Origin of the sequence: Pedobacter sp. 22226, assembly GCF_052045455.1 — a bacterium.
In the GTDB taxonomy this organism is placed as follows: Bacteria; Bacteroidota; Bacteroidia; order Sphingobacteriales; family Sphingobacteriaceae; genus Pedobacter; species Pedobacter jeongneungensis.
Window position 1 is genome coordinate 74,185 of record NZ_JBQEPB010000008.1, and the last position, 21,675, is coordinate 95,859.

Consider the following 21,675-nt stretch of genomic DNA (forward strand, 5'->3'; position numbering starts at 1 on the left):
TTAAATGTCCTGACATTGGATTGCTGTAATCACAACGGTATTAAAAATATCATCTACGGTACAACCGCGGCTCAAATCGTTTATTGGTTTGTTTAATCCCTGTAACATCGGGCCAATGGCCAATGCACCGGTTTCGCGCTGTACAGCTTTATAGGTATTATTTCCGGTATTTAAATCGGGAAAGATCAAAACGCTTGCCCTTCCGGCCACTTCAGAACCCGGTAATTTTTGCCTGCCTACTAATGGATCAACTGCCGCATCATATTGTATCGGGCCTTCAATTTTTAACTCCGGATGTCTTGCTTTTACAATCGCGGTAGCTTCCCTTACGCGTTCTACATCTTCACCTTCACCTGATGTTCCGGAAGAATAAGAAAGCATGGCAATGCGGGGCTCAATGCCGAATTTAGCACTGCTTTCTGCCGATGAAATGGCAATTTCTGCCAGTTGCTGGGCAGTAGGATTGGGGTTAACAGCACAATCGCCAAATATGGCCACACGCTCTGGCAGGCACATAAAAAAGATCGAAGATACCACCGATACACCCGGCTTGGTTTTAACAAACTGCAAAGCCGGCCTGATGGTGTGTTGAGTGGTATGTACAGCTCCCGAAACCATTCCATCTGCATCACCTTTATACACCATCATGGTACCGAAATAGGAAACATCAGTCATCATATCCCTGGCCATTTCCATGTTTACATTTTTGGCTTTACGCAGTTCGTGCAGGGTATCTACATAATCATTATAGTGGGTAGATTGTCTGGGATCGTGGATTCTTAACGTATTTAAATCTAAATTAAGTCCCAGCCTTTTTATGCTGTTGGTAATTTCGGCAGGGTCGCCTAAAAGTGTAATGTCAACAATATCCTGGGCAATCAGTTTTTCAACTGCTTTTAAAATACGTTCGTCATTTCCTTCAGGTAAAACAATGTGTTTTTTATCCCGTTTGGCCCATTTAACCAATTGGTACTGAAACATGTGCGGCGTAATGCCCTGATAGCTAAAGGTAATGATCTTATCGTCAAGGGCTTTAATGTCTACATATCTCTCAAAAAGCTCAATCGCCAGGGCAATTTTCTTTTTGTTTTCGATGGTGATCTTAGAATGGATCCCACCGATTGTTGTGGTGGTTTCGAAGGTTCCTTTTTGTACGGCAATAATCGGGATGATGGTTTGCAAACCTTCAATTAATTTAATAATCGGCTCATCAGGCAAGCTGCCCGCAGTTAATACAATACCTGCAATTTTGGGGTAATTGGCCGATAAATTGGCCTGCAATGCCCCAATAATAATATCCCCGCGGTCGCCAGGGGTAACAATAAGCAGGTTATCTTTTATATGCCTTAAAAAGTTAGGCAACATCATGGCACCGGTCACAAAATTATCAACCTGGTTATCCATCAGTTCTGCGCCAAAAAGCACTTCGCCACCCAATGCCAAAGTAATTTCTTTCATGGTAGGACTTTGCAATCCTGTTTCAGTCGGGATTACCGCAATAAGCAGTTCTGCCGGCAATTGGTTGGTTAAAGCCTGTTTAATACGCTCTGCTTCTTCAGGATTTACCATGTTGGCCACTACGCCCAATACCTGTACATCGCGCAACAGGAAATTGCGGTAAATATTGATGGCTGTTTTAAAAAGCTGACTGGCGGTTTTATTTTTCCCTGATACCACAATCAAAACCGGAGCACCCAGGTTTTTGGCCATTAAAGCGTTCGATTCGAATTCGAAAGCCATGCCTTCGCCCAGGAAATCGCTACCTTCAATTACGGTGAAATCATAATTATCTTCCAGTTTTTTATACTTGCTGATGATGGTATTGATGATGGCACCGCTATCTTCCGATTGGTGAAGCATTTCCTGCCTGGTAAAAGCAAAGGCATCCTCATATTTAACCGGAAGCGAAAAATAATCCAGCATGGCTTCAACATGTTCGTCCCGCTGGTTCGGATCATCCTGCGCGATAATGGGTTTAAAATAACCTACTTTCTGGGTTTTGGCCAGCAGCATATTAATCATCCCGAAGGCAATAACTGATTTTCCGGTATAGGGCTCGGCAGAAGCGATGTATATATTTTTAGTCATAAATAAGGAGCAATTTATAGCAATAAACCAATTAGGCCCAATATAGTTGGAAATATTTATTTTAAAAATTTAAGGAGCTTAAGTTTTTAATGATAATAAAAAATAATTTCACATTAATTTGCGAAACCGAATGGTTGCGTTTATATTTGCAACTGAACGGTTGCTAATAACCAAGTTTTATGAGAAGAGATGTATTTCAGGCAATTGCCGATCCAACACGCAGGGCCATTTTGAGTTTGCTGGCATTACAGGCCATGACGCCGAATGCACTTGCTGATCATTTTGACAGCAGCAGGCAAGCCATATCCAAACACATTAAAATTTTAACCGAATGCCAGCTTTTAAAGCAGGAGCAGAACGGGAGGGAAATTCATTATCATTTTAATGCGCAAAAAATGCAGGAAGTAGATATTTGGATGGAACAGTTCCGTAAAAGTTGGGAAAGCCGTTTTAACCAGTTAGACAACCTATTAAAAAACCAATAAATACAAAGTTATGAGTAAAAATGAAGCAGTCTTTACGAAAGACGTTGCAAACAAAAAACTGACTGTAAAAAGAGCATTCGATGCACCTTTGGCCAGTGTTTGGAAAGCGTGGACGGATAGCAAAATTTTAGACCAATGGTGGGCGCCGCATCCTTACCGTGCAGTAACCAAAACGATGGATTTTAGAGAAGGTGGCTATTGGCTATACCAAATGCTGGGGCCGGAAGGGGAAGGATCGTGGTGCAAAGAAAATTTTAAAACCATTGAGCCGGAGTTACGCATCACCAATGCGGTTTCATTTTGCGATGAAGATGGTAAAGAAAATACCGGTTTCCCAACCATGTACTGGAAAAAAGAATTTTCGGCTGACGGACAGGCAACGATAGTACATGTAGAAATAACTTTCGATAAAGCCGAAGATATGGATGCTATTCTCCAAATGGGTTTCAGAGAAGGATTTACTGCCGGCCTGGATAATTTGGACCAGTATTTCGGAAATAACAAATAAGGAAATAATTTCCTGTCAGTTAATTTGTCATTCTGAGGATAAATGAAGACGCTTCACTATCAAATTCAATAGTTAACTTACTTTTGATAGAGCCTTCATTTTATTCAGGATGACAAATTTGGCGATTCTGATAAGGTTGAATCGTAAAATCATACCTTCGGCATTCGTATGCTATTGCCATAGCGCTTAATTGTTTTAATTCCTCGTTTTCTGCATTACCAGTGCTGTTTTTTGCAGAAAGCAGCGCAATGCGGTTGATAACCAATTTGTAATCAGCGTCAGTTAGAATGGTTTCCATGTGTTGTTAAAATTTGTGTGGATCAAAAATCAACAAGAGAACAAATTTTAACGAGGGAAAGTTTTAAACGGATGTGGAAAATTTTTATAGCAATTAAATCAGAATTTTAAGCGTTCGATTCGATCAAGAGCTTTAACATTTTTAACCGGTGAATAATTGGAATATTCACTTTGGCCTCCGGATTAGCTTTTAGAGGTGTTAAATGACTTTCCAGAAAATGCTCATAATCGGTAATCACTGTAGCTTCATTAAGGTAAATAGGAACTTGTTGCTTCCCCGCCTGGGCAAAAAAATCTTCTAACTGTTGTATTTCTGGGATGGTCATGCTGCAAAGTTAGTAATTTAGTCCTTAGTCTTATAGTCGGGAGTCCGAAGTCTGAGGTCCGAAGATATAGTTTGAAAAAATAGCCATTCAAATTTGTGTTCTTTGCGCCATTTCTCCGCGTTCTTTGTGGTTCGCCACTTACCTAATGCCAACTGCTCCGCCCCAAAATTCTTGCCGTACTAAAATAATTAGCTTAAATTTGCTATCCCTATTGATGATTTGCTTATGCCAACCGCATAGAATGGATAACAGTGAAATGAAAAAAGATATTCTCCCTGCTCAGATAATCCCTGATGTTGCCGCGCAGAAGAAAGAATATTACCGTAAAGAAACGGCCTGGCACCGCGACTGGAAACTGGCTTTCCCACCTTCTTTTAGAGAAGTCGCTTTTTACGATGCCGCAAATACCGACATTCATCGTGCCGATGTATTTACGCCATCCGGTTATACCATCGAATTTCAGAATTCGCCGATTACCGTTGCAGAACTCCAGAGCAGGGAAGCCTTTTACCCCAACCTCATCTGGGTATTGAATGGTAAAAAATTTAAAGGTTTTAAAATACTGAAACACCTGCCTGATGTAGATGATCCAAAACTGGCAGATTACGAGTTTTGTCATTCCGATCACCTTTCGATGGTACGAAAAGCAGAAGTGGCTGAGGGAGTAACCAATCCTAAAATACTTAATTTTTACCATCCCGAACTTAAGGACATTAAACTGACCTCTAATCTATACTCTTTTTGCTGGAAACAACCACATAGTGTATGGTATTTAGCTACCGCAAAAATAATTGTAGACTTGGGAGGACATTTTTTATATGAGCTAAAACAACGAAAACAATTAAATGGAAATTATCCTTATCTGAAAATCATTAGCCGGAAAACTTTTGTTAACTGGCATACTCCACCTGAATTTTGAGTCTCAAAATACGCAAATCTGCGGTAGAACTTTATCATACAGCGCTGTAGGCTAATAATTACAGCTACCATATTTGAGTATATGTTTAAAAAAATTGAGTATTTTTTGATATAAATCAAAATTATTCCAACTCAAATTAAAGATACAACTGTTATTTTATAGAAATAAATTTGCTATTAGGCATATTTTTGGCAATACTATCTAAAAATATTAAATAATGCAACCATTTAATACCGCTCAACTCAAATGTGTTATTATTGATGACGATCAGCTCAGCATCGATATTTTAGGCAATTTTATTGCCCGTAATAATCAATTAATTACCATTGCTACCTATACCGATCCAATTGACGGTATTTTGGCCATTAGAGAAATAAGTGATCTGGATATTCTGTTTCTGGATATTGGGATGGAAGTTTCAGGCCTTGATGTGGCTAAAGTAATACGAGATCATGTCCGTTATCTTATATTTGTTACCGGCCACGAAAAATATGCATTAGATGCTTTTGCTGTTTATTGTGATAAGTTTATCGTTAAACCCGTTACTTATGAAAAAATAAACTCGGCTATAATAGATATTATTATGAGAGACAGCCGGTAATAAAAAACGTATTAAATCTCTTAAATTCAAGAGATTTAATACGCTGCACTGAATTATTTCATACTGTCGTTAATCTTATTGATCATTACCAGGTGGCTTTGAACCGTAGGAGCAGTTTTAGTGGCGAATGCTTTCAAATCTGCATCTTTTCCATCTTTGGATTCATCTTCCATCAGTTTTAAGGTCGATTTATGTCCGTCTACCATGGCGCTAACATATGCTTTATCGAAATCTGCACCGGTTTTTTTGCTCAGATCATCCATTTTTTTCTTGTGCTCATCATCAACTGTACTGGGCAGTGTAATGTTTTTCTGTTTTGCAATGGCCATCAGTTCTGCATTCGCCATGCCGTGATCTTTAACCATCATGGTTGCAAATTCCTTAACCTGTGCATTGCTGCTTTTTTCGAGCGCCAGTTTACCTAATTCTACTTCGGCCATGCCACCAACAGCCGCCTGGGTAGTAAATTTAGCATCTGCATCATCTACTGCAATACCACCAGTGGCAGCCACATTCGATGTAGTATCTTTTGCCATGTTTAAACTATCGGCACTTTCTTTGGCATCTTTATTTCCACCACCACAGGCCTGAAAGGCTAGGGCTGAAACGGCCATTACATAAATTAACTTTTTCATATACATTGTTTTTGTTGTAGCTAAATAACATGCAGAGGGGCAAAAGGGTTTTAACCTTTTTTTATTAAAAGGTGTGGTGCTAATGTTCAGTAGTTCAAGGCAGTTATGGTTTTTTGAGCAGTTAATGCAGGGATTTGTTTAAATCCTGTTCAATTCTTATTTGGACTTGATCTAAATAGAGGCTATATTTGCGGCAGATAAGAAAGCCACACGGTTCGGACCCGTGTGGCAAAACCGGAAATCCGGCTCACCTTTAATCTCTAATTAAAAGCCATGCAAATTAAGAAAATTTTGCTACTCGGCATGTTATGTGCCTGCGTAATTTTTACTTCTGCCCAAAATCGACTCTCCAGCATTTCGGGCCAAATCAAAACCAGTTCCGGCGAAGCCATCCCGGGTGCTACCATTAAAATCCACAAAACCAGTTATGGTACCATCACCGATCAGAGCGGGAATTTTAAGATTCTGAATATTCCCTTTGGCAATTACACCTTGCAGGTATCGGCAATAGGTTTTAAAACACAGAAAAAAGAAATTAATGTAACAGACGGACAGCTTAGCGCTTTTAATTTTAATTTAGAAGAGTCGTCAGAACAGATGGAAACGTTGAACGTTATCGGTCGCACGGCCAACCAGCAGGTAAACAGGCAGGCTTTTAACGTTACTTCAATCGATGCCAAAAAACTGCACAATAGTACGCTCGATATTTCCCACGCTTTAGACCGTGTTTCGGGTGTAAGGGTAAGAGAAGCCGGAGGACTAGGCTCGAGAATGGATTTCTCGCTGAACGGTTTTACAGGCCGGCAGGTAAAGTTTTTTATTGACGGGGTACCGATGGATAATTTTGGTTCTTCCTTTCAGATCAATAACATCCCGATTAACCTTGCACAGCGTGTAGAAGTGTACAAAGGTGTAGTTCCCGTTTGGTTAGGATCTGATGCACTGGGCGGTGCCGTTAATATTGTAACCGATAATACCACAAAAAGTTACATGGATGCCTCTTATTCATATGGCTCTTTTAACACGCATAAAACAGCTGTAAATGTTGGATATACGGCTCCATCGGGTTTTAAAGTGCAGCTAAATGCTTTCCAGAACTATTCTGATAACGATTATAAAGTAACCACTGATGTGGCAGCTTTTAACGGTCAGTATTTAAGAAACCAGGTGGTTAAACGTTTCAACGATACTTATCATAACGAAACTTTAATTGCGGGTGCAGGTGTGGTTAACAAATCGTTTGCCGATCAGTTAATGTTCGGATTAACCGTTGGACAAAATTATTCGGAAATCCAGACAGGCGCAAGGATGATCAGCGTGTTTGGTGACTGGCACAGAAAGGGCAGTATTTTAATGCCAACAGTAAAGTATGCCAAAAAAGACCTGTTTACGAAAGGTTTAGACCTTCGCGTGAACGGAAATTTTAATTTCGGTACCGAGCAGAATATTGATACGGTTTACCGTCGCTATAACTGGTTTCAGGATTATAAAGAATACCCTGGTGCAGGTAGCGAACGCGAACGTTCAATGTATAAATTCCGCAATAATAATGGTTTAGCGACTGCAAACCTGAGTTATACGGTTGATGAGCACCATTCATTATCATTAAACAACGTATTTAACAGCTTTAACAGAAAAGGTTCTGATGAGCTTTATCCTGATGCCGAGAAATATGAACAACCACGCATTAATAATAAAAATGTACTGGGATTAGGCTATAAATACAGCGCTTCAGAAAAGTGGAATACTTCGGTATTTATGAAACAGTTTTATCAATCCAATAAATATTCGCAAAGTTATAATCCAAGTGGTAACTGGGGTGATATTGCTTATTTAACGCAGAAAAACAGCTATAGCAAAACAGGTTATGGCATTGCATCTACCTATTTTATTGTTCCAAATTTACAGGTTAAGGCATCATACGAAAAAAGTTACCGTTTGCCGGAAACCGATGAACTTTTTGGCGATTTGCTAAATCTTGAAGGGAATATCGATTTAAAGCCTGAGCAAAGCAATAACTATAATTTAGGTTTAAGTTACCAGGCGCAGTTAAACAAAATCCATCGTTTTAGTTTTGATGGCAATTTAATGTACCGCGATGCGAAAGATTTTATCAGGCCATCCTTAAACAATAACCAAACCAAGCAGGTAATGGGCAACCTGGCCGATGTAACCAATCTGGGTTTTGAATCTGAAATCAGGTATTCTTTCAAACAGTTATTTACGGCCGGAGTAAATGTGACTTACCAGAATTTAAGAAATAATACGCGTTTTGAACAGGGACAAACGATGCAAAGTCCTTTATTCAGAGATCGTATTCCTAACATGCCATACCTTTTTGGCAATGCCGATGCGTCGCTTTTCTTTAACAATTTTGGCAAAAAAGGCAATACGCTTACCCTGGGTTATAATGTGCTTTATGTGCATGCCTATTATTTATCATGGCCAAGCCAGGGCACATCTGATACCAAATATGATATTCCCAGACAATGGATGCAGGATGTAAATGCCGTTTATACCCTGGGCGGAGGCAGATACAACATCGGCCTGGAATGTAAAAACCTGCTGGATAACCGCATTTACGACAACTTCTCCCTGCAAAAACCCGGCAGGGCATTTTATGCCAAAGTAAGGTACTTTTTTAGCAATAACAGATAACCGCAACCTAAAATATTATAACATGAAAACTAAATTTATACTTCCTTTTTTAAGCTTATCGATACTGACTGTATTTTCTGGCTGCGATAAAGAGCTGGATTCATCAGAAGTAATAGATGTAGACACCGAACTTACCGGTGCAACTAAATTTGTAATTTCTGCTACACCAATTGGTACTTCGGGCATTGCCGATTACCTGCTTACAGCCAATTCGTTAGAGTCGGGCATGATTACGACACAGGGTAACGGAATTGAACAGGACGGATCGTACCGTTATTATCTTACCCATAAAAACCGTTTCTTTAGTTTGTTGTATGGTCAGGGGAATCCTGGCGCTGTAACTTCATACCGTTTAGATGGGGCAGGCAAACTGACTAAGCTGACTAACTTCCAAAGTGAAACCGTACAGCTTTTTGCACCCATAAAAGATGATGTACTGACCATCAAAGTTCCCCGTTCAGGAAACGAATTTGCCACCATGTTTAGGATAGATGCCCGCAAATATCAGATTGTAGGTGAGCAGCAGGTAAACATTGTAAAACTTGCAGGAAATGGCGAAAGGGCACACTTTACCTGGGCAACGCAGGTTGGCGATAAGCTTTTTGCACCTTACATGAGCATAAAAGGCGCAGCGCCTGATGCATTTGGTACGGCCTATCCGGATAGTTCGTGGGTAGCCGTTTATACTTATCCAGAATTAAAATTAGAGAAAATTATCCGAGATAACCGCACGAGTTATATTGGGGCTTATTTCACGGATGGACTTGTTGAAACAGATAATGGAGATGCTTATGCTTTTTCATTTGCTGCAGCAACTAACGGAGGTATTCCAACCTCTAAAAATCCATCGGCCGTTATCCGCATTAATAAAGGTACAACCGAGTTTGATAAAAATTATTTCTTCAATGTTCAGGAGATTTCCGGAGGTTACCATATCGCTGGGCAGACTTATTTAGGAAAAGGGCTTTTTATCCTTCAGATGTATTCACAGCCTAACTCATTGGCAGGAACAGCAAGGAAATTTGCGGTTGTTGATGTCATCAGTAAAAGTTTTAAATGGGTAACCGGCATTCCGGCAGATATCACCAGAGCAACAACGATTAATAATTATTCGCCAAAAGATGGCAAAACAGGATACATAGGAATTACTACTGCCAGCGAAGGAAGTTATGTGTATGTATTCGATGCAGAAATTGCAGCTGCAAAAAAAGGCTTAAAGGTTGAAGGTGGTACCATCACAGCAATAAATGCCCTTCAATATTAAACTTAAAACTTTCACCCTTAACAAAACAGAACAATGGCAACGCTAAATAAAACTATTCCGGCAAAGAAAAAAAATAAAGATTCGTTATTTAACAGAATCAATAAATGGCTTCACCTCTGGCTTGGCCTGATTTCAGGTGTCATTGTTCTTATTGTTTGTTTAACGGGCTGTATCTGGGTTTTTAACGAAGAAATTACAGGTTTACTGGAACCTGAAACCAAAATTGAAAAGCAGGATAAACCTGTAATTACACCATCGCAACTGAGTGCCATTGCTTTTAAACTTTATCCCGAAAAAATTCCTTCATATGCACAGTATCAGCAGGGAAGGACGATTAATTTAAATTTGAGGGGTAAAAAAGAGGAAGGCAGAAGAGGTGGAGGAACAAGTTTAAAAATTAATCCATACACGGGCGAGGTCATCAGTAAAGTGGTACATAAAAAGGGTGAGGTAGATTTTTTCAGGTTCATTCTGAATGGTCACCGATTTTTATGGCTGCCATATGCCATCGGCAGGCCAATTGTAAACTACGGCACCATGGTATTTGTGGTGTTATTAATTACCGGATTGATTTGGTGGTACCCTAAAAAATGGAATAAATCAACCCGCGATAAAAGTTTCAAAATTAAATGGGGCGCCTCATTTAAAAGGGTAAACCTCGATTTACATAACGTGCTGGGTTTTTATTCCTTAATCTTTTTGCTTTTTATTGCCCTAACCGGAATGGTTTACGGCATTAAATGGTATAGCGAAGGCTTATATTGGGTAACGTCTGGAGGAGAAAAATTGGGCGATTTCCAGCGTCTGGAATCTGATTCATTAGCACTGGGTAAATTTTATACTCCACAAAAAGCAATGGACCTGGCCTGGCAGAAAATAATTACCCGTCACCCGAAATCACAGGGTTTTTATTATACTTTTCCTGATACCTCAAAAGCTAAAGCCACCATCAATATTACGGTTTATCCCAATATAGGGCAGTTTTATAATAACATTGGTTATACCTTCGATCAGCATACTTTAAAAGAGTTTAAACGCGAGGGTGTTTATGCAGTGCCTTATGAAGAGGCTGGTTTTGGAGGAAAGCTCCGGAAAATGAATTATGATATCCATGTAGGCAGCATTTTGGGCTTTCCAGGTAAAGTGATGGCTTTTTTGGCTTCCTTAATTGGTGCGAGTTTGCCGATTACTGGTTTTTTAATCTGGTATGGCCGTAAGTTTAAGAAAAAACCGGCTAAAAAAGAACCTGTTTTAAAGGAAGGCGGGAATAATAAGGCTAATGTTAAACCAAGGGCGAAAATTCCGGTAAAAAAGATAGAAGAAGTACTGGAATAACGCTGATTGTTTCATTCGATCGTCATGCTAAATTTATTTCAGCATCTTTCATGCTATAAAGACCCTGAAATAAATTCAGGCTGACGACAATTAAAAACCCGGGCAATTGCCCGGGTTTTATTTGTTTAAATGCTTTACAATTTTACCTTTTTAGCTTTTGGTTCAGGTTTTTCGGGTAATTGTATCGATAAAATCAAATCAATGCTTTCCGAATTGGTTTCATAATCGGCTGCAATTTTTTCCCATCTTTTGAGTTCTCCCTGTAAGGTTTCGATTTCCTTACCTAATGATTCGATCTTATTCTGGATTGATTTTCTAACGTTCGTATTTGCCATAGCACAAAATTATCATTTGAAGACATATCTTGAAACTTCTTTTTGCCAGTAGTGACAAAAAAAATGCTAAGTGTTCTATTTCAGCGGGTTTTATTCTTATAAAATTTTCAACAATAGTGAAGAAAAGTCGGGCTAGTTGATTTATTGGTTAATTGTTTAAATTGGTTAACCGGCGCTAAATGCGTTTATTAGGTTAATTGTTTAAATTGGTTAGCCGGTTAATTGATACCAAATGTTCAAACCCACATTTATTGGTTAATGAGAGGCAGATTGCATGTTGCCATCGTTAAGATCTTAACTTACTTAACTTCTTAATGGTCACAGGCTAGGCTAAGTATTTAAATTGGTTAACTGCCCGAAACTACTACTGCTCTTCGACTCCGCTCAGGGTGACTAATCTAGCTAATCGACTATGGACTTAAGACTATAGACTCGGGACAAGAGACTAAGGATTAAACTAAAAATATTTATCAATCGTTAATCCATAAGTAAGGTTTAAGTTTTCGCTATTGGTAATATTCAGTTTATTATAATTCAGCGCGGTTGTTAAACTGATCCATTTGCGGAGTTTTAACCCCAGCGTTGCCGAAGAACGTATAATATAATCGCCTTTTCTACTGAAAGAATTCTGTAAAAAATGGTTTCCATCAATAGTAATCAGTTCTTTGATCATAAAGTGATACTGTAACCTTAACGAATTTCGGTAGGTATGGTAACTATCGCCTACAATTAGACTACTTTGATCAAATAATACCCCATCGCTTAAATTTATATAAGCATTTGGTTTATCCAGCACACTGTAAGCAATGCCACCACCGGCAAGCAGCTGATTTTTTAATTTTAACGAATAGCTGGTATTATAATTTACTAGTCCCCAATAATAAAAATGAGGAAAGGTTTTATACAGGTTAAAGTTTAATGTGGTAGAAAAATCGTTATTGGTTAAGCTGTTATTTTGTTTGCCATAAAGCCATGCTGAAGTAGAGTTTAATACAAAACTTTTCTTTTTCAACCCAAAATTTAACGCATTGTTTAACAGATAGGCACGGTCTTCATTGGTGCGGTTAATAGAGCCTGTTGAGGTGAGCAATATATGATAATTGGTACTATCAGTATATTGGGCAAAAGATTGAGCAGAACACAAGCAGAGTAAAAATAGCGGCAAAAAAAACTTCATAAATGTTTTAACATCAATTAACCTTAATATGTTTACCCGAATTAATTCAAATCATACCATTTAGGCACTGGTATGTAATCCTGGTTCCAGATAATTTCATCATTTTCATTTTTATAACCTGCTGATATCAATACAATACGAGGCTCTTCTTCTACAATTTCCTTTTTAAACTGATAAGCGTCTACCGTTAAATGATGGTAAAGTTTATCCTGATCGGTTTTGCTTTCTGTTAACAAAATCAAAGCATTTTCGCCGGTTTTAAGGGTATAAATAAATGTGCCTTTTACTTTCATGGTATTTCTTTTTATTGGAATACAATAAAAACCAAAAATATGTTTTGTTCATCTTTAGTTAAGTAAGTGAAGCTTTATGCGCAAAAAAAAAGCCTGTAAGATTTAACTTGCAGGCTTTCAATTGTTAATGTAGGCAGATTAATTTAGCGTTAATTCAATTACAGGGATCTCAAAATCCGGCTTTTTCTTTGGCAGCTTTAATACCAGTGTGTTGCCTGTTGATTTTTCATTGTCGATTTGTACTTCTGAATTATCATGTAAAAACTGGGCATATTTTGCTTTGTCTTTATAGCCCTCAAAACTGATGGTACCTGTATTAGGATATTCGAAAAGGTGAACATATAATTTTTTTGCATCCTTATTGTAGGTGAGTTTAATACCTTCAGGCGCTTTAAATTCGGCCGGGGCAAAAGTACAGTGGTAGATTGATTTTGAATTGGCGTGCATCCAGAGCCCCAAACTATCTAAAGCGGTAATGGCACGGTTATCAAACTCGCCGCGGGCCGTAGGACCAACATTTAATAATAAGTTACCGCCATTGGCTACCGAAGTGATCAGTAAATCCAATAATTTCCTGTTCGTCTTCCAGGTATTTTCATCGCGGTGGTAGCCCCACGATCCGGAGAAGGTTTGACAGGTTTCCCAAACTTTTCCACGGTATTTTTCCAGTTCCTTAGGAGCCACTTGTTCAGGCGTGTCAAAATCGGTACCATCTTCGTAATCGTCCAGGTCTAAGCGGTTATCTACAATAATGCCTGGCTGTAACTTTCTGATCTGTTTCAGCAATTCTACCGATCCCCAATCATCGCGGCCTTTACCATGTTTGCCAGGATAAGAGAAATCAGCCCAGAGGATATCAATTTTACCATATTTGGTGAGAAGTTCTGTAACCTGGTTATATAAGTACTTACGATATTTAGCCATATCCCTGTTTTTGTTTAGCGCTGCATAAGCTTCCTCAGTTTCAGGTTGCGGTCTTAACGGATGGATTTTGTCTACAGGGAAATCGGGGTGATGCCAGTCAATCAGCGAATAATAAAAGCCTACTTTTATCCCTTCCGCACGGAAAGCATCCAGAAACTCTTTTACCAGGTCTCTTTTAGCCTGTGTATTGGTGGCTTTATAATCTGTGTATTTGCTGTCGAATAAAGTAAAACCCTCGTGGTGTTTGGTGGTTAATACGGCGTACTTCATTCCTGCCGCTTTAGCTTCTTTGGCCCATTTTTTAGGGTCAAATAAATCCGGATTAAACTCATCGAAATATTTCTGGTAGTTTTCGTTGGTAATACGTTCCATATTTCTTACCCATTCGTGGCGGGCAGGTAAGGCATAAAGACCCCAGTGGATAAACATCCCGAAACGGGCATCTGTCCACCATTCCATTCTTTTGGTTTTTTGTGCTGCGGTTTCGTTGCCTAATCGCTTTTGGGCAAAGCCGGTTAAAGTTAAACTCAGCATCAGCAGTGCCGATAAAATAGATTTTCTCATTTGTAGCTATTTTGGTTAGGTTAAAGTGCTAATTTACTGAGCTATATACTTTAAAAATGTTGGGATATGAGCAAAATATTAAGTTAAATTGGTTTAAAAAGGCTGTATGGGATTTAGTAATGGAAAACTTTGCTGCTGAAATTTTTGTTTAAAGAACTATAGCAGAATTTTAACCTGATAAAGCCAAAGCAATGAAAACTCAGAAAACACCAGCCAAACAAAATAAACAACCAGGCATTGAAGCTAAAATGAATCCAAAACCCGAAGTGATTAAAGCTGATTACAAAGGTGCCGGAAAGCTTGATAAAAAAGTGGCATTAATTACCGGTGGCGATAGTGGGATTGGCCGTTCAGTAGCCGTTCATTTTGCGAGGGAAGGTGCCGATGTAGCCATTGTTTACCTGGATGAAGATATAGACGCAAAGGAAACCCAAAAAATGGTTGAAGCTGAAGGTAAGAAGTGTTTGCTAATTAAAGGCGATGTGAAGAAACCGGCTTTTTGCAAAAAAGCAGTAGAATCAACCGTTAAAAAATTTGGAAAGATCAATATATTGGTGAATAATGCCGGAATGCAGGTACCGCAGAAAGACCCGAAGAAAATTGATGATAAGCAGCTCGAGGATACTTTCCGCACCAATATATTCGGTTATTTTTATTTTGCAAACGAGGTACTGGAACATTTTCAATCAGGCGATACGATTATTAACACCACTTCGGTAACGGCTTACCGTTCTTCACCAAACCTGATCGATTATTCATCAACCAAAGGCGCAATTACTTCTTTTACCCGTTCTCTGGCTACAAATCTGGCTAAAACAGGTATCCGGGTTAATGCCGTTGCACCAGGACCGGTGTGGACGCCTCTAATCGTTTCTACTTTTGATGAAGAAAAAATTAAATCCTTTGGATCTGAAACAGCAATGGAAAGGGCAGGACAGCCATCCGAATTAGGTCCGGCTTATGTTTTCCTCGCTTCTGATGATGCTTCTTTTATTACCGGACAGGTGATGCATGTAAACGGTGGGGAAGTGGTAAATGGTTAATGCTTACCTTTAGCCTAAATGTAACGCTATGGCATCAGATCAACCAAAAGACTGGCGGTTTAAACTTCACGAAGTCATTTACGAATCGAATACCCCTGCAGGTAAAGCCTTTGATATTGGATTATTAATCGCCATTTTTTCCAGCATTATCGTGGTTATGCTTGATAGCGTAGTGAGCATCCATTTAAAATATGGTAAGCTGTTTAACATTACCGAATGGATTTTCGCTGCACTTTTTACCATAGAATATATTTTAAGGCTGGTGAGTATTCGGAAACCAATCAGGTATGTATTCAGTCCGCTGGGTATTATCGATCTAATTGCCTTATTGCCATCTTATTTAAGTATATTTTTTATTGGCGCACAATCTTTACTGGTTTTCAGGGCTTTAAGGTTGCTCCGGGTGTTCAGGATTTTTAAACTTGGCCATTTTTTAACTGAGATCAATTTTCTCACCCAGGCCTTAAAAAACAGTGTCCGCAAAATCAGTATTTTCCTGCTTACGGTTTTAACCATTACCGTAATTCTGGGCTCCATTATGTATTTGGTAGAAAGGCGCGAAAACGGTTTCTCTAATATTCCTGAAAGCATTTATTGGGCAATTGTAACCATTACAACGGTAGGTTATGGCGATATTTCGCCCATAACGCCGCTAGGTAAGTTTGTGGCTTCGGTAGTGATGCTCATCGGTTATGCCATTATTGCTGTGCCTACTGGTATTATAACGCATGACATAGCCGTTGCTGCCCGGCAGAAAAAAGAATTACCAGAATCATGCCCAAGCTGCAGCAGGGAAGGGCATGATAGCGATGCATTGTTCTGCAAATATTGCGGGTCATCCTTATTTAAATAAAAAATGCCAGACTGATCAACAATCTGGCACCGGTTCATTGTGTGTAAGTTATGGATTATAGCATTTCGCTGTCATCCTCATCATAGGCATTGGGGTCTTTGTCCAGCTCTTCAATGTCCGATTCATTGTAGTCATCGGTTTCTTCACCTTCTTCATCATCATCCTCTTCATCTTCAGGGCCTTCAATTTCTTCATTTAACCGGGTGCCTTCACCATCTGCAAATGGCACTTCATCTTCAGTATAATTTTCATCATCATCGCCTGGCTCCGGACTAGCATGTCCTTCTGCTGCATTTCCCTGCGATCTGTTGATCTGAAACTGTTCAATGTTTTGAATTTCTTCTTCCGGTTGATTATTTTCTTGATTTTCCATGGTATGTTCTTTTTATAATAGAACAGGTTTAAAACCGATTAAGTTTAAACAAAATGCATGTTTTTAAACCCTTGCTGTTGTAAGCTTTTTATCGTTTTTGAAACTTTTTAGCCACTCTTAAGGTTGTATGGATGTACACCAGAACCATTTAGCCATGAAAAATCATTTCTACATCCGTAAGATCGCCACAGTGGCAATAGCCATTTCAGCAATTTCGCTTAATTATCCTGTTAAGGCCGAAGCATATCCTTTTAGTATCGTTTATAAGCAGGATAGCTTAACAAATGCTCAGTTTTTGCAGCAGGCAGCCATTGCCGGGATGAAAGAAGTGCTTACTGGAAAACTCGCAGCAGATAAAGCTTCCGATAAAAAGATTAAAGCATTTGGTCAGATGATGGTAGATGACCACAGCAAAGCCAATGAAGAACTGAGGGCTTTGGCCAAACTTAAAAAAATTGATCTGCCTATGAGTTCACCGGAAGGAGGGCAGCGGCCGGATGGGAGGGTAGATTCTGCTCCCGAAAACCTCAGGGATACTTCGCGGACTAAAAATACCGCTGGCGAAGCAGGCAATACAGGTTTATCGAAAAAAACTGGTGCCGAAGAAAGCACGGTAACTGATGCAATTGAAAAACTTAAAGCTTTAAACGGAACTGCGTTTGATAAAGCATATGTAGACATGATGGTTGCTGATCATCAAAATGCGATCGCACTATTTGAAAAAGCCTCAATGGGTAGTGACCAGGCCATAAAAGCATATGCCAGCAAATACTTACCCATATTGAAAAAACATTTGAAACAGGTGAATGCCTTCGCTACAAAATAATTTCCTACATTCTTTAATCAATAGCCGGTTTGATCTAACAGACCGGCTTTTTTTATGGTTTTTTCAGACTTTCCGTTTTTACAACGAGCATTATTGGTTTAAAATCCATTGGTGAATACAAAAACTTGTTTAACTTTATTTAACTAAAACGATTTATCAATCTTTCTGACACAAATAAACCTGATCAAATATGAGAAAACACTTATTCCTGTTCATTTTACTGCTGTTTTTTACTGTAAAACTCTTTAGCGCACCAATTGAGCTCTTATCTCCCGATAAACGCATTAAAGTTTCTGTTAATGTTAAAGATAAAATCAGTTATGCCGTTACCTTTAATGGCGATCCGCTTTTAACCAATTCCTATCTACAGCTAAATTTAGATCAGGTTAAATTAGGTGCCAATGCAAAGCTGATCAAAAAAAGCCTTTCAACAGTTAATTCCAGTTCAAATCCCGTTGTACCGCTTAAAAATAGTACAGTCGTAAATCATTATAATTTATTAAAACTCGATTTTAAAGGCGATTTTAGTGTCGAATTCAGGGCTTATAACGATGGCATTGCTTATCGTTTCATCACCAATAAAAAAGATTCCATTACCGTAAGCAACGAAGATGTTCACCTTAATTTCAGCGATAATGTTAAAACAGCTTACCTGGAAACGGGTAGTTTTAAAACTGCTTACGAAATCCTTTATCGACAGGATGATCTTGGAAAAGTAAATAAAGATAAAATGAGCGTACTGCCAGTTTTATTTAACACCGGAAAATATAAAGCATTACTATCTGAGGCCGATCTTTATGATTATCCATGTTTGTTTGTAAAAGCAACCGGCGATAAAAGCATCGATGCTGTTTTTCCTAAAGTACCTTTAGCTTTTGGAGAAGATGGCGACAGGAGCAGGAAAATTTTAAAAGAAGGTGATTATATTGCCAAAACTGCCGGAAAAAGATCATTCCCATGGCGGTTTTTGGTGATTACCGATAAAGATACTCAACTGGCTGCCAACCAGATGGTTTATAAATTAAGCACACCCAACCAGTTGCAGGATACCAAATGGATAAAGCCCGGTCAGGTTACCTGGGAATGGTGGCATAATGCCTATGTATATGGGGTCGATTTTAAATCAGGGTATAATCAGGATACTTATAAATATTACATCGATTTTGCTTCAAAATTTGGTATTCCTTATATTATCATGGACGAAGGCTGGGCGAAAACAACCTTAAATCCTTTCGAACCAAATCCTACCATTAACCTGCAGGAACTGATTGCCTACGGCAAGCAGAAAAACGTGAAAATTGTGCTTTGGTTTACCTGGCTGGCGGTAGAAAATAACTTCAACATTTTCGAAACCCTGGAGAAATGGGACATTGCCGGGATGAAAATAGATTTTATGGACAGGAGCGACCAGTGGATGGTAAATTATTATACCCGTGTGGCAAAAGAAGCAGCGAAACACCATATTCTGGTCGATTTTCACGGTGCATTTAAACCTGCAGGACTTGAAGTGGCTTATCCCAATGTGCTTTCGTACGAAGGAGTTGTAGGGATGGAGCAAAATATCGGCGGCGGACTGGCAACCCCAAACAATAATTTATTTTTGCCTTTTCTGCGTAATGCAGTTGGTCCGATGGATTATACGCCCGGGGCCATGCGCTCTGCACACAAGCAGGATTACAAACCAAGCTGGGTAAATACGATGAGCATCGGCACCAGGGCGCATCAACTGGCCATGTACATCGTTTTCGAGAGTGGTTTTCAGATGCTGGCCGATAATCCGTTCAATTATTTGCGCGAACCCGAAACTACCTCGTTTATCACAAATGTTCCTGTAACCTGGGATGAAACCAGAATTTTAGATGCCAGCGTTGGAGAATATATTGTTACCGCGAAACGAAAAGGAGAAAAATGGTTTATCGGCGCCATGGGTAACGACCAAAAGCATGATTTAAAGATAGAAACCGGCTTTTTAAAACCTAATGCCAGCTATCAGATCACTTTGATTAAAGATGGGATTAACGCCGATTTTCAGGCCATGGATTTTAAGCGCATCGTAAAACCAATTAAAGCAGGCGAAACCATCGATATCAATATGGTAAAAGATGGTGGTTTTGTGGCAGTAATTGAACCGGTTAAATAAAGGTTGAAGGTAAAAGGTAGCGGCTGAAGCTCATTCAGTAACTCATTTTATAATGGAAAGATAGTTTTAAAAGGGAGCATCATAACAGGATCAGCTCCCTTTTTTTTTGTGTAAAAGCATAGCTGCTATGCTAAAGGATAGCGCTATCCTTTAGTATAGTAATAGCTTTTTGATACTTCGTATCCATAATTTTGTCGGGCACAAAAAGGCAAAAAAATGAAAATATTACATCTTATATCAAGCCCAAGGGGCGGAGCATCTTTCAGTATTAAATTGGGAAATGCCATAGTAGAAAAATTACAGGCTGCAAATCCTGACAGCACTTTAACTACCCGGAATTTAGCTGAATCTCCATTTCCACATTTAGAGGAGGTTCACATTAATTCTTTCTTTACACCAAAAGAAAACCACACTCCCGAGTTCGCAGAAGCGATAAAGCACTCTGATGAGGCTATTGCTCAACTTAAAGATGCCGATATACTGGTAATTGGCGTGCCATTGTACAATTTTGGTATTCCGTCTACCTTAAAATCATGGATTGATCATATTGCACGTGCCGGCCAGACATTCAGCTATACTGCAAACGGTCCGGAAGGTTTAGTGAAAAACAAGAAACTGTATCTGGCTATTTCATCGGGTGGTGTATATTCCGAAGGACCAATGAAAGCTTACGATTTTACTGAATCTTATCTAAGGTCGGTTCTAGGTTTTATGGGCATGACCGATATTACGGCATATCGCGCAGAAGGTCTAAGTATTCCGGATTTAAAAGATGTAGCTTTAGATAAAGCGATCGAAAGTATAGCGATTTAAACTCAATAGTTCATAACACGAGGTCGTCATTTCGAGCGGAGCGCAGTGTAGTCGGGAAATCTAATAGATCTATTCCTGGCCACAGAAGCGGCCATTTCACTTCGCTTCAGTCGAATTGACGACCTATTATATTATAGACTTTAAACTAAAACTAAGCTGCCAGATATTTCTCCACCCTGCTGGCAAAATCATTCAGATCAAAAGGTTTATTGATAAAATCTTCCGCGTCGCATTTCGCTTTAACTGCATTTAAATGGTTATTTGCCGACATCATCATCACCGGGATATTGTGCGTTTTAATGTTCCGCTTTAAACTATTGCAGATATCCAGGCCATTTCCATCAGGCAACATAATATCCAAAATCACCATATCAGGAATGTGTTTGTTCATTTGAAGCCAGAAGTCGTTGGTGTTCGGGCACGTTCTTACCTCGTAAAGTTCTTCAATCAATAGGAATTCGATAATTTCCCTGATGTTAGGATTATCTTCCACTACATAGATGCACTTTTTCATAAGCTCTATTGTTTATAATGGAATAACCTGTCTAATTATCAGATGTTTAGATGAGTTATACACAATTGTAGAGTTATCAACTTTTATGTAATTGATTTCTGTTCTTCTTTAAGCATTAAATTTTACTAAAAAAAGGTATGATAATAATTTATATTACTAATATTTTTAGTATATTTGTTTAAGGAGAAACCCGATACCTTGAGTTTTCCCTGCACATGCAATTGATTTTTTAAGAATAGCTTAAGCTAATTTTATTTGCCCATTCTATGACTGTTACCGTTTTACCCATATACGAAACCGATTTTAGACCTGATGCCTCTTTAGGCAAAATTATGAATGAAAGACTCAGGATTGCTGCGGCCGATCTGCAGGATATTCATCTGCAGCATTTAAATGCTATTGGTCAGCGGAGTGATGATGTGGTGGTTTATGTGAGCTATAACCCTAAATATAAAATCAGGTGGCGCGTAGTTAACGATGTTCCGGAAGAAATTGAAGACTTTGTAACGCAGATTTGCGGCAAATTAGGTTACATCCAATGGAAAACCGCCGCAATTAATGTTTTTAAAGGGATTGAATAGTTGATTTGCAAAGCCCTCTTTGTTTACGATAGCTCAATTCATACCGTCATTCGTGTTTGAATTTATTACATAAAGATCAATTTTACTGACGGAGTGGTTAATAAGTACACTCCTAATAAATAC

Annotated in this window: 23 protein-coding genes; 13 read left to right on the top strand and 10 right to left on the bottom strand. The window is 38.9% G+C overall.

The window, feature by feature from the left end:
* A complete protein-coding gene (gene pta, locus ACTJKC_RS18305; protein WP_440794155.1) occupies positions 1-2,088 on the bottom strand; it encodes a phosphate acetyltransferase in 2,088 nt (695 codons plus the stop codon).
* Between the two features lie 179 nt (positions 2,089-2,267).
* On the opposite strand from pta, the gene ACTJKC_RS18310 reads away from it, so the two are divergent.
* On the top strand, positions 2,268-2,573 hold the full coding sequence (locus ACTJKC_RS18310; RefSeq protein WP_344851065.1) for an ArsR/SmtB family transcription factor: 306 nt from the start codon (positions 2,268-2,270) through the stop codon (positions 2,571-2,573).
* 10 nt (positions 2,574-2,583) lie between these two features.
* Complete coding sequence (locus tag ACTJKC_RS18315; protein WP_440794158.1) at positions 2,584-3,081, top strand: SRPBCC family protein; 498 nt, start codon at positions 2,584-2,586, stop codon at positions 3,079-3,081.
* Positions 3,082-3,181: 100 nt separating this feature from the next.
* Here the strand turns inward: ACTJKC_RS18315 and ACTJKC_RS18320 are convergent, their stop codons facing one another.
* Together ACTJKC_RS18320 and ACTJKC_RS18325 are read right to left on the bottom strand one after the other, a co-directional pair.
* Positions 3,182-3,379, bottom strand: coding sequence for a hypothetical protein (locus tag ACTJKC_RS18320; protein ID WP_344851063.1), 198 nt, complete (start codon positions 3,377-3,379; stop codon positions 3,182-3,184).
* 106 nt (positions 3,380-3,485) lie between these two features.
* Positions 3,486-3,704: a DUF6965 family protein gene (locus ACTJKC_RS18325; RefSeq protein ID WP_440794160.1), complete on the bottom strand. Its 219-nt coding sequence runs from the start codon at positions 3,702-3,704 to the stop codon at positions 3,486-3,488.
* A gap of 241 nt (positions 3,705-3,945) precedes the next feature.
* On the opposite strand from ACTJKC_RS18325, the gene ACTJKC_RS18330 reads away from it, so the two are divergent.
* Both ACTJKC_RS18330 and ACTJKC_RS18335 read left to right on the top strand, forming a co-directional pair.
* Entirely contained in the window at positions 3,946-4,623 is a 678-nt protein-coding gene (locus ACTJKC_RS18330) for a competence protein (protein WP_440794162.1), read from the top strand.
* Between the two features lie 217 nt (positions 4,624-4,840).
* Positions 4,841-5,224: a LytR/AlgR family response regulator transcription factor gene (locus ACTJKC_RS18335; protein WP_440794164.1), complete on the top strand. Its 384-nt coding sequence runs from the start codon at positions 4,841-4,843 to the stop codon at positions 5,222-5,224.
* 53 nt (positions 5,225-5,277) lie between these two features.
* Here ACTJKC_RS18335 and ACTJKC_RS18340 read toward each other — a convergent pair whose 3' ends face one another.
* Positions 5,278-5,859 (bottom strand): DUF4142 domain-containing protein, encoded by a 582-nt coding sequence (locus ACTJKC_RS18340; protein WP_440794166.1) that lies wholly within the window; start codon positions 5,857-5,859, stop codon positions 5,278-5,280.
* A 273-nt stretch (positions 5,860-6,132) separates the two neighbouring features.
* On the opposite strand from ACTJKC_RS18340, the gene ACTJKC_RS18345 reads away from it, so the two are divergent.
* Genes ACTJKC_RS18345 through ACTJKC_RS18355 form a run of 3 tightly spaced genes read left to right on the top strand, consistent with a single transcriptional unit; the run spans position 6,133 to position 11,116 of the window.
* A complete protein-coding gene (locus ACTJKC_RS18345) occupies positions 6,133-8,517 on the top strand; it encodes a TonB-dependent receptor (RefSeq protein ID WP_440794168.1) in 2,385 nt (794 codons plus the stop codon).
* Between the two features lie 22 nt (positions 8,518-8,539).
* Positions 8,540-9,781, top strand: a complete 1,242-nt coding sequence (locus ACTJKC_RS18350; RefSeq protein WP_440794170.1) for a DUF4374 domain-containing protein — start codon at positions 8,540-8,542, stop codon at positions 9,779-9,781.
* Between the two features lie 33 nt (positions 9,782-9,814).
* Entirely contained in the window at positions 9,815-11,116 is a 1,302-nt protein-coding gene (locus ACTJKC_RS18355; protein ID WP_440794172.1) for a PepSY-associated TM helix domain-containing protein, read from the top strand.
* Between the two features lie 134 nt (positions 11,117-11,250).
* Here ACTJKC_RS18355 and ACTJKC_RS18360 read toward each other — a convergent pair whose 3' ends face one another.
* From ACTJKC_RS18360 to ACTJKC_RS18375, 4 genes are all read right to left on the bottom strand, one after another.
* Complete coding sequence (locus ACTJKC_RS18360) at positions 11,251-11,451, bottom strand: hypothetical protein (protein WP_025142317.1); 201 nt, start codon at positions 11,449-11,451, stop codon at positions 11,251-11,253.
* Between the two features lie 457 nt (positions 11,452-11,908).
* Complete coding sequence (locus tag ACTJKC_RS18365; protein WP_344851054.1) at positions 11,909-12,628, bottom strand: DUF481 domain-containing protein; 720 nt, start codon at positions 12,626-12,628, stop codon at positions 11,909-11,911.
* A 41-nt stretch (positions 12,629-12,669) separates the two neighbouring features.
* The gene (locus ACTJKC_RS18370) at positions 12,670-12,921 is read right to left on the bottom strand and encodes a hypothetical protein (RefSeq protein WP_344851053.1); all 252 of its coding nucleotides are present in this window, start codon (positions 12,919-12,921) and stop codon (positions 12,670-12,672) included.
* A 138-nt stretch (positions 12,922-13,059) separates the two neighbouring features.
* On the bottom strand, positions 13,060-14,409 hold the full coding sequence (locus tag ACTJKC_RS18375) for an alpha-L-fucosidase (RefSeq protein ID WP_440794175.1): 1,350 nt from the start codon (positions 14,407-14,409) through the stop codon (positions 13,060-13,062).
* A 191-nt stretch (positions 14,410-14,600) separates the two neighbouring features.
* Here ACTJKC_RS18375 and ACTJKC_RS18380 point away from each other — a divergent pair, with 191 nt between their 5' ends.
* Positions 14,601-15,452 carry an SDR family oxidoreductase gene (locus ACTJKC_RS18380; protein WP_440794177.1) on the top strand — a complete coding sequence of 284 codons (852 nt, stop codon included), beginning with the start codon at positions 14,601-14,603 and terminating at the stop codon, positions 15,450-15,452.
* Between the two features lie 28 nt (positions 15,453-15,480).
* Positions 15,481-16,305: an ion transporter gene (locus ACTJKC_RS18385; RefSeq protein ID WP_440794179.1), complete on the top strand. Its 825-nt coding sequence runs from the start codon at positions 15,481-15,483 to the stop codon at positions 16,303-16,305.
* 55 nt (positions 16,306-16,360) lie between these two features.
* Here ACTJKC_RS18385 and ACTJKC_RS18390 read toward each other — a convergent pair whose 3' ends face one another.
* Positions 16,361-16,678, bottom strand: a complete 318-nt coding sequence (locus ACTJKC_RS18390) for a hypothetical protein (RefSeq protein WP_344851049.1) — start codon at positions 16,676-16,678, stop codon at positions 16,361-16,363.
* Positions 16,679-16,832: 154 nt separating this feature from the next.
* Here ACTJKC_RS18390 and ACTJKC_RS18395 point away from each other — a divergent pair, with 154 nt between their 5' ends.
* From ACTJKC_RS18395 to ACTJKC_RS18405, 3 genes are all read left to right on the top strand, one after another.
* A complete protein-coding gene (locus tag ACTJKC_RS18395; protein WP_440794181.1) occupies positions 16,833-17,504 on the top strand; it encodes a DUF4142 domain-containing protein in 672 nt (223 codons plus the stop codon).
* A 190-nt stretch (positions 17,505-17,694) separates the two neighbouring features.
* Positions 17,695-19,644 (top strand): glycoside hydrolase family 97 protein, encoded by a 1,950-nt coding sequence (locus ACTJKC_RS18400; protein WP_440794183.1) that lies wholly within the window; start codon positions 17,695-17,697, stop codon positions 19,642-19,644.
* A 216-nt stretch (positions 19,645-19,860) separates the two neighbouring features.
* Entirely contained in the window at positions 19,861-20,457 is a 597-nt protein-coding gene (locus tag ACTJKC_RS18405) for an FMN-dependent NADH-azoreductase (protein WP_440794185.1), read from the top strand.
* Positions 20,458-20,608: 151 nt separating this feature from the next.
* Here ACTJKC_RS18405 and ACTJKC_RS18410 read toward each other — a convergent pair whose 3' ends face one another.
* Positions 20,609-20,971: a response regulator transcription factor gene (locus tag ACTJKC_RS18410; protein WP_344851044.1), complete on the bottom strand. Its 363-nt coding sequence runs from the start codon at positions 20,969-20,971 to the stop codon at positions 20,609-20,611.
* Between the two features lie 266 nt (positions 20,972-21,237).
* Between ACTJKC_RS18410 and ACTJKC_RS18415 the strand changes: the two genes are divergently transcribed.
* Entirely contained in the window at positions 21,238-21,552 is a 315-nt protein-coding gene (locus ACTJKC_RS18415) for a hypothetical protein (RefSeq protein WP_344851043.1), read from the top strand.
* Positions 21,553-21,675 lie beyond the last annotated feature (123 nt).